6 protein-coding genes, 2 tRNA genes and 1 pseudogene are annotated in these 8,149 nt (G+C 67.8%); all 9 read left to right on the top strand.

The window, feature by feature from the left end:
* The first annotated feature begins 21 nt into the window (after positions 1-21).
* Positions 22-1,950: a threonine--tRNA ligase gene (gene thrS, locus VF697_RS37375; RefSeq protein WP_331102722.1), complete on the top strand. Its 1,929-nt coding sequence runs from the start codon at positions 22-24 to the stop codon at positions 1,948-1,950.
* A 110-nt stretch (positions 1,951-2,060) separates the two neighbouring features.
* Positions 2,061-2,777 carry a translation initiation factor IF-3 gene (gene infC, locus VF697_RS37370; protein WP_331102720.1) on the top strand — a complete coding sequence of 239 codons (717 nt, stop codon included), beginning with the start codon at positions 2,061-2,063 and terminating at the stop codon, positions 2,775-2,777.
* A gap of 92 nt (positions 2,778-2,869) precedes the next feature.
* Positions 2,870-3,079, top strand: coding sequence for a 50S ribosomal protein L35 (gene rpmI, locus VF697_RS37365; RefSeq protein WP_331102718.1), 210 nt, complete (start codon positions 2,870-2,872; stop codon positions 3,077-3,079).
* An 87-nt stretch (positions 3,080-3,166) separates the two neighbouring features.
* Positions 3,167-3,514 (top strand): 50S ribosomal protein L20, encoded by a 348-nt coding sequence (rplT, locus tag VF697_RS37360; RefSeq protein ID WP_331102716.1) that lies wholly within the window; start codon positions 3,167-3,169, stop codon positions 3,512-3,514.
* A 153-nt stretch (positions 3,515-3,667) separates the two neighbouring features.
* Complete coding sequence (gene pheS, locus VF697_RS37355) at positions 3,668-4,717, top strand: phenylalanine--tRNA ligase subunit alpha (protein WP_331102715.1); 1,050 nt, start codon at positions 3,668-3,670, stop codon at positions 4,715-4,717.
* Positions 4,718-4,766: 49 nt separating this feature from the next.
* Positions 4,767-7,178: a phenylalanine--tRNA ligase subunit beta gene (gene pheT / locus VF697_RS37350; RefSeq protein WP_331102713.1), complete on the top strand. Its 2,412-nt coding sequence runs from the start codon at positions 4,767-4,769 to the stop codon at positions 7,176-7,178.
* Between the two features lie 107 nt (positions 7,179-7,285).
* Positions 7,286-7,624: pseudogene (locus tag VF697_RS43430) on the top strand (integration host factor subunit alpha); the annotation flags it as partial.
* Between the two features lie 197 nt (positions 7,625-7,821).
* Positions 7,822-7,898, top strand: a tRNA-Pro gene (locus tag VF697_RS37340).
* A gap of 71 nt (positions 7,899-7,969) precedes the next feature.
* A tRNA-Asp gene (locus tag VF697_RS37335) sits at positions 7,970-8,046 on the top strand.
* Positions 8,047-8,149 lie beyond the last annotated feature (103 nt).

Here is an 8,149-nt window from a genome sequence, read left to right as displayed (position 1 = left end):
CTCTCTTTTCCGAGGTCTCGCATGGCGGATCTGATCACGGTGACCCTCCCCGACGGCAGCCAGAAGCAGGCGGCGCGGGGCACGACCATCGCGGACTTCGTGCGCGAGAGCATCGGGGCGGGCCTGGCCAAGGCCGCTCTCTTCGCGCGCGTGAATGACCAGGACGTGGATCTGACGCGTCCCCTGAACGAGGACGTGAAGCTCCAGATCTTCACCTCCAAGAGCCCCGAGGGCCTGGATCTCATCCGCCACGACGCGGCCCATGTGGTGGCCAGCGCGGTGCAGCGGCTCTTCCCGGGCACCCAGGTGACGATCGGCCCGGCGACGGAGGAGGGCTTCTACTACGACTTCTTCCGCGAGAAGCCCTTCACGCCCGAGGACCTCGAGAAGATCGAGGCCGAGGCCAACAAGGAGATCTCCCAGAACCTGCCCTTCGTCCGGACCGAGATCTCCATGGACGAGGCCATCAAGCTCTTCGAGGACAAGGGCGAGAAGTTCAAGGTCGAGATCGTCAAGGACATCGCGGCCAAGGGCGCCAAGACGCTGACGCTCTACACCCACGGGGACTGGGTGGACTTCTGCCTGGGGCCCCACGCGCCGAGCACGGGGAAGATCGGCGTCATCAAGCTGCTGTCCACCAGCGGGGCCTACTGGCGCGGAGACCATCGCAACCCGATGCTCCAGCGCATCTACGGCACGGCCTTCTTCGACAAGAAGGCGCTCGAGCAGTACGTCACGCGGATGGAGGAGGCGCGCAAGCGCGACCACCGCAAGCTGGGCAAGGAACTGGATCTCTTCCACTTCCACCCGTTCTCGCCGGGCGCGGCCTTCTGGACCCCCAAGGGCACCACGCTCTACAACACCCTGGCCAACTTCATGCGCCGGATGACGAGCGAGACCGGCTACGTGGAGATCAAGACCCCGCTGCTCTTCAACAAGGGCCTGTGGGAGATCAGCGGCCACTGGGGCAAGTACAAGGAGAACATGTTCCTCGTGCTCGACAGCGAGTCGGGGGAGCATGACTTCTCGCTGAAGCCGATGAACTGCCCCAGTCATCACATCTACTACGGCTTCAAGAAGCACAGCTACCGCGACCTGCCCCTGCGCCTGCACACCCAGGACGTGCTCCACCGCAACGAGGCGGCGGGCTCGCTGGGCGGTCTCACCCGCGTGCGCCAGTTCGCCCAGGACGACGCTCACATCTACTGCATGGAGAGCCAGATCGCCGACGAGGTCCGGCGCTTCGTGCAGCTGCTGGATCGCGTCTACAAGGCGGTGGGTCTCACCTACGCGGTGAAGCTGTCCACCCGCCCCGCGAACCGCCTGGGCACCGACGAGCAGTGGGACCGCGCCGAGGGCGGCCTCAAGAGCGCCCTGGAGAGCCTCGGCCTGGAGTACGAGCTCAAGCCGGGCGACGGCGCCTTCTACGGCCCGAAGATCGACTTCGACGTGTCCGACAGCATCGGCCGCAAGTGGCAGCTGGGCACCATGCAGCTCGACTACCAGGCCCCGGAGCGCTTCGATCTCACCTACGTGGGTGACGACAACGCCGAGCACCGCCCGGTGGTGCTCCACCGCGCCATCTTCGGCTCCTTCGAGCGCTTCATCGCCATCCTCATCGAGCACTTCGCGGGCGCCTTCCCGGCGTGGCTGGCCCCGGTGCAGGCCGTGCTCGTCACGGTGGCGGACCGCCAGAAGGAGTACGCCCTCAAGGTGCGCGACCAGCTCCGGGCCAAGGGCTACCGGGTGGACGTGGACGAGCGCGGCCTCACCCTCAACGCGAAGATCCGCGACGCCCAGCTGCAGAAGATCCCCTTCACCCTCGTCATCGGCGACAGCGAGGTGGAGGGTGGGGGAGTGTCCCCCCGGCGCTACGGCGGCGAGGATCTCAAGAGCATGAAGCTGGAGGCCTTCGAGGCCCTCCTGGAGAAGGAGGCCGCCTGGCCCTAGCCTCACTGGGAGTCAAGTCCGGTTGACGGCCCTTGACTCCCTCTGGCTGGCAAGTATCTTGCCCCCCTTCCGAGGGGGGTACTTACTCCCACCACAGGAGGGACAGTCACATCGCTCGCGACCAAAGAACGAACCGCCGTATCCGTGCTCGCGAGGTCCGCGTCGTTGGACCTGAAGGCGAGCAGCTGGGTGTTCTGACGATCGATCAGGCCATGGAGCGGGCGCAGGCAGCGGGGATGGACCTCGTCGAGGTCAACCCGATGGCCAAGCCGCCGGTCTGCAAGATCATGGACTACGGCAAGTTCAAGTATGAGGAGAAGAAGCGAGCCTCGGAAGCGAAGAAGAAGCAGGTCGTCGTCCACCTGAAGGAAATCAAGCTCCGCCCCAAGACGGAGGAGCACGACTACGAGTTCAAGGTCCGCAACGTGCGGCGCTTCCTCGAGGACGGGGACAAGGCCAAGATCACCATCATGTTCCGCGGTCGTGAGATCACGCACAAGGAACTGGGCTCGGCCATCCTGGACGACATCGTCAAGGATTTGAAGGATGTGGCGGTGGTGGAGCAGACGCCCCGCATGGAAGGGCGGCAGATGTTCATGATCATCGCGCCCAACCCGAAGGTGGCTCAGCGGGCGCGAGACCTGGCCCGGCAGCAGGCGGCGGCGGCGGAGGCGGCGGCGAAGGGCGGCAAGAAGTCCGAGGCGGCTCCGGCCGCTGGCAAGCCCCAGGAGCAGGCGGACGTCAAGGTGGCCTCGGTAACCCACCTGCCGGTCCCGGCTGCTCCCGAGGCGAGCGCTCCGGCGCAGCAGGTGGGTGGTACGAAATAGTTGGACGCGGCTGACGGCTTCAACTCCGTCAGCCCTTGGAACTCGCTGACGGCGATTCGCTGCGGCGCTTGAGTGAAGGAAGGATCGGCAACATGCCCAAGATGAAGACCCGTAGCGGCGCCAAGAAGCGCTTCCAGGTGAAGAAGTCCGGCAAGGTGAAGTTCGGCAAGGCGCTCGGCAAGCACCTCTTCACCCACGGGAAGACCCCGAAGGCGAAGCGGACCCACCGTGGCACCGGTCACCTGAAGGACATGGACGCCAAGAAGGTCGTCATGGAGCTCTTCCCCTACGGGGCCAAGTAGTCGCCGTCGCAGTCATGAGGGCCCTGTCGGTGTGGCCACAAGCCTTCACCGGGGGTTCGAACACCTCGCAGCAGTCAGGAGTCAGCAATGCGCGTCAAAAAAGGATTCAAGGCCCGTCGCCGTCGTAATCGGATTCTGAAGCTGGCCAAGGGTTACCGTGGCCGCCGCAAGAATTGCTACAAGCGGGCCAACCAGGCCGTCGAGCGCGCGCTCGACTACGCCAGCCGCGACCGCGCCACGCGGAAGCGCAACTTCCGCTCGCTGTGGATCGTCCGCATCAACGCGGCCGCCCGCACCGTCGGCCTGTCCTACTCCCGGCTGATCGCCGGCCTGGCCAAGAACAAGATCGCCCTGGATCGCAAGGTCCTGGCCGACATGGCCGTGGCGGATCCCGCCGGTTTTGCCGCCGTCGCCCAAATCGCGAAGGCGGCCTGAGGATGATGCCGGCCTTCACGGGCCGGCACCGAAAGCGCGCGGGTGCGGTCTCCTCGGGAGGCCGCTTCCGCACGCGGGTTTGAAAACGGGCTGCCCTTGGTGGGCGGCCCTTTTTTTTGGCCCCGGCACGGCCGGGGAGGGAGACGAAGTCCCATGCAAGACCGCTTGCAGGCGCTCGCGGATGCGGCCCGGCGAGAGATCTCCGTCGCCTCGGAGCCGTCCGCGGTCGAGGCGCTCCGAATTCGCTACCTCGGCAAGAAGGGTGAGCTGTCCGGTGTCCTCGGCGGGATGGGCAAGCTGCCCCCCGACGAGCGCCGTGCCCTCGGCGAGGTGGCCAACCAGGTCAAGGCCGAGATCGAGCAGCTCCTCGCCCAGGCCATCCAGCGCGTGGAGGAGGCGGCGCTCGAGGCCGAGCTGCGCGGCCCCAAGCTGGACGTGACACTGCCCGGCCGGGCCGTCAGCCCCGGCAGCCGCCACCCGGTGTCCCGGACGATGGAGGAGATCGTCCGCACCTTCCAGCGGCTCGGCTTCGAGGTGGCCCACGGGCCGGAGATCGAGCTCGACTACTTCAACTTCGAGGCGCTCAACCTCCCGAAGGACCACCCCGCGCGCGACATGCAGGACACCTTCTACGTGGACGACGCCTCGCTCGGCCACGCGAAGAAGGCGGACAGCCCCGTGCTGCTGCGCACGCACACGTCCCCGGTGCAGGTGCGGTTCATGCTCAACCGCAAGCCTCCCTTCCGCGCCGTCATGCCCGGCCGCGTCTACCGGCGCGACTCGGACATCACCCACACGCCCATGTTCCACCAGGTGGAGGGCCTGCTCGTCGACAAGGACGTCAGCTTCGCGGAGCTCAAGGGCACCCTGGATGCCTTCGTGAAGGCCTTCTTCGGCTCGGACACGCGCACGCGCTTCCGCCCGTCCTTCTTCCCCTTCACCGAGCCCTCGGCCGAGGTGGACATCTCGTGCACCTCGTGCGGCGGCAAGGGCTGCCGCGTGTGCAAGCAGACGGGCTGGCTGGAGGTGCTCGGCAGCGGCATGGTGCACCCCAACGTCTTCAAATACAGCGGGTACGATCCTACGCAGGTGACGGGCTACGCGTTCGGCATGGGCGTGGAGCGCATCGCCATGCTGCGCTACCGCATCGATGACCTGCGGATGATGTTCGAGAACGACAAGCGCTTCCTGGAGCAGTTCTGAGCGGCCGCGGTCGGACCTCGCAACTCATTCTTCGCAATCGGGTGGAACCGTGAAGATTTCGGTGAAGTGGCTCGGAGAGTATGTGGCGCTGCCGTCGTCCGTGGACGAGCTGGCGCGTCGGTTGACGGCGGTGGGTCTGGAGATCGAGGGCATGGAGCGCCCCGGCGAAGGCCTGCGCGGCGTGGTGGTGGCCCAGATCAAGGAGTCCGTCCAGCACCCCAACGCGGACAAGCTGTCCGTCACGAAGATCGACATGGGCGGCAAGGAGTCGCTCCAGGTGGTGTGCGGCGCCAAGAACTTCAAGGTCGGCGACAAGGTGCCGCTGGCCACCCTTGGGACGAAGCTGCCCAACGGCGTGGAGATCAAGCAGGCCCCCCTGCGCGGCGTGGACAGCTTCGGCATGCTCTGCTCCGCCAAGGAGCTGGGCATCTCGGAGGAGTCCTCCGGCCTGCTCATCCTCTCGCCCGACGCGAAGGTGGGCGTGCCCATCGCCGAGGCGCTCGGGCTGGATGACACCGTGCTGGAGGTGAACGTCACCCCCAACCGGCCGGATGCCCTGTCGCACCTGGGCGTGGCGCGCGAGGTGGCGGTGGCCACGGGCGGCACCCTGCGTCCGCCCCAGCCCAGGCCCGCCGAGTCCGGCGCTCCCGCCTCCGAGAAGGTGAAGGTGCGGATCGAGGACCCGGTGCGCTGCCCGCGCTACGCGGCCCGCGTCATCGAGAACGTGAAGATCGGCCCCTCGCCCCAGTGGCTGCAGGACCGGCTCAAGGCCTGCGGGGTGCGCCCCATCAGCAACGTGGTGGACGTCACCAACTACGTCCTCCTCGAGTACGGCCAGCCCCTGCACGCCTTCGACCTGGAGAAGGTCGCGGGCCAGGAGATCATCGTCCGCACCCCCAAGCCGGGCGAGAAGATGACCACGCTCGACGGCAAGGAGCGGGAGCTGGCGCCCGAGGACCTGCTCATCTGCGACCGCGACCGGGCCCAGGCCCTGGCCGGCGTGATGGGAGGCTCGGACAGCGAGGTGAGCGCGGGCACCACGCGCGTGCTGCTCGAGTCCGCCAACTTCCAGCCCTCCAGCATCCGCCGCACCTCCAAGCGCCACGGCCTGCACACCGAGGCCTCGCACCGCTTCGAGCGCGGGGTGGACATCGACGCCACCCTTCCGGCCGTGGACCGGGCCGCGGCCCTCATCGCCGAGCTGTCCGGCGGCACGGTGGCCCCGGGTCGGGTGGACGTGTACCCGCGGCCCCAGCCGCCGCGCCGGGTGACGCTGCGCTACGCCCGGGTGGAGAAGGTGCTGGGCGTGGCCATCCCCGAAGCCGACTGCCGGCGCATCCTCGGCATCCTCGGCTTCCAGTCGGTGGAGGAGGGGAGTGGGCAGACCACCTTCGAGGTGCCCCGCGCCCGCGTGGACGTGGAGCGCGAGGAGGATCTCCTGGAGGAACTCGCCCGCGTCCACGGCTACGACAACATCCCCGCCCGGCTGCCCCGCGGCATCGCCGAGCTGGGCCCCGAGCCCGCCGCCTCCGAGGCCGAGCGTCGCACCCGCCAGGCCCTGGCCGGCGTGGGGCTGAGCGAGGTGGTGAACTACTCGTTCGTCGCACCGCGCAGCCTGGAGGTGCTGGGTGGGAAGGAGAAGCCCGTGGCCCTCCTCAACCCGCTCAGCGTGGAGCAGTCGGTGATGCGCACCAGCCTGCTGCCGGGCCTGCTGGAGAACCTCTCCCGCAGCCTGCGGCACCAGGTGGAGTCCGTCGCCCTCTACGAGATGGGTCGGGCCTACTTCCAGGATCCCGAGGGGGGGCACGGTCAGCGCCCGGCCGCTCGCGAGGTGCACCGGCTCGCCGGCCTCGTGTTCGGCCAGCGCGGTGGGCGCACCTGGACGCAGAAGGACGCGCGCGCGGACTTCTATGATGCCAAGGGCGCGCTGGAGGCCGTGCTGCACGCGCTCCACCTGGAGGGCGTCCGCTTCGTCCCCGCCGAGGCCCCGGCCTTCCACCCCCGCGCCTGCGCCCGGGTGGAGCTGGCCGACGGCACCGTGCTGGGCCATGTGGGCGAGCTGCACCCCCGGGTCACCAAGGGCCTGGATCTGCCCCGGGACGTCTTCGCCTTCGAGGTGGACTCGGCGCCCCTGTACGTCTCCGCCCGGCTCGTCCCCACCTGGGGCGGACTGCCGCGCTTCCCCGCCATGCTGCGCGACCTGGCCGTGGTGGTGCCCCTGGAGCTCCAGAATGACGAGGTGCGCCGCGTCATCCTCGAGGTCGGCGCCCCCCTGGTGGAGGACGCCCTCATCTTCGACGTCTACACCGGCAAGCCCATCCCCGAGGGGCGGAAGAACCTGGCCTACGCCATCCGCTACCGCTCGCCCGAGCGCACCCTCACGGACGCCGAGGTGAGCGCCGCCCACCAGCGCATCATCACCGAGGTCAACCAGCGCCTGGGCGGCGCCCTCCGGAGCTGAGCGGGGGACGCGGGAAAACCTGAGTGAAACCGGTGGGTTGACAGCGATCGGGGAAGGCTGTCACAGTCCACCGGGTTCACCGCAGAGAGGGGCGCGAAGGTACTCGCATGACCAAGGCGGATATCATCGAGGGCGTGTACGAGAAGGTCGGCTTCTCCAAGAAGGAGTCGGCCGAGATCGTCGAGCTCGTCTTCGACACCTTCAAAGAGACGCTCGAGCGCGGAGATAAGATCAAGATCTCGGGTTTCGGGAATTTCCAGGTGCGTCAGAAGAAGGCGCGCGTGGGCCGCAACCCGCAGACGGGCAGGGAGATCGAGATCTCGGCCCGCCGGGTGCTGACCTTCCGGCCGAGCGCGGTGCTGAAGGCCGCCCTCAACGGCGAGCAGATTCCGGAGAACCACTCCGAGCTGGACGCCGCCGAGGACGCCGCCGCCGACGCCGCCGAGGCCGCCGGGTTGGATCCCGAGGATCTCGACGAGGGCATGGAGGACCTGGAGGAGGTCGAGCCCTTCAAGGCCTCCGCCGGAGGAATGAAGGCCAAGGCCGAGTGAGTTTTTGAAGGGCTGCCCGATCTCGTACTTGACCCATGGAACGAGCAGAGGCATAAGGCAGCCCGTCTCGCCGACGCCGGTGGGACGCACATCGGGGCGTAGCGCAGCCTGGTAGCGCACTTGCTTGGGGTGCAAGTGGTCGCAGGTTCAAATCCTGTCGCCCCGACCATCGAAGGCCTTGGAGCTTCACCTCACCGTGGGCTCCAAGGCCTTCATCTTCTCCCTCGGGAGAAGCGCTGTGGGGAGTTAGTTCAGTTGGTTAGAACGCCGGCCTGTCACGCCGGAGGCCACGGGTTCAAGTCCCGTACTCCTCGCCAATAGAAGGGCCCGGAATCGCAAGGTTCCGGGCCCTTCGTCTTTTCCCGCCCACCTGCCTGTCTCTGCGGCGCGGAGCCCGTCTCCAGCATGTCTCCAGAATGT

Origin of the sequence: Archangium sp. (genome assembly GCF_036388035.1) — a bacterium.
GTDB lineage: Bacteria > Myxococcota > Myxococcia > Myxococcales > Myxococcaceae > Archangium.
The sequence above is the reverse complement of the archived record's forward strand: the minus strand, read 5'-3'. Positions and strand labels throughout refer to the sequence as shown.

What these genes read in the sequence shown, in the direction of transcription:
- thrS (WP_331102722.1), top strand. Translation starts at nt 22, where the DNA reads ATGGCGGATCTGATCACGGTGACCCTCCCCGACGGCAGCCAGAAGCAG.
- rpmI (WP_331102718.1), top strand. Translation starts at nt 2,870, where the DNA reads ATGCCCAAGATGAAGACCCGTAGCGGCGCCAAGAAGCGCTTCCAGGTG.
- rplT (WP_331102716.1), top strand. Translation starts at nt 3,167, where the DNA reads ATGCGCGTCAAAAAAGGATTCAAGGCCCGTCGCCGTCGTAATCGGATT.
- pheS (WP_331102715.1), top strand. Translation starts at nt 3,668, where the DNA reads ATGCAAGACCGCTTGCAGGCGCTCGCGGATGCGGCCCGGCGAGAGATC.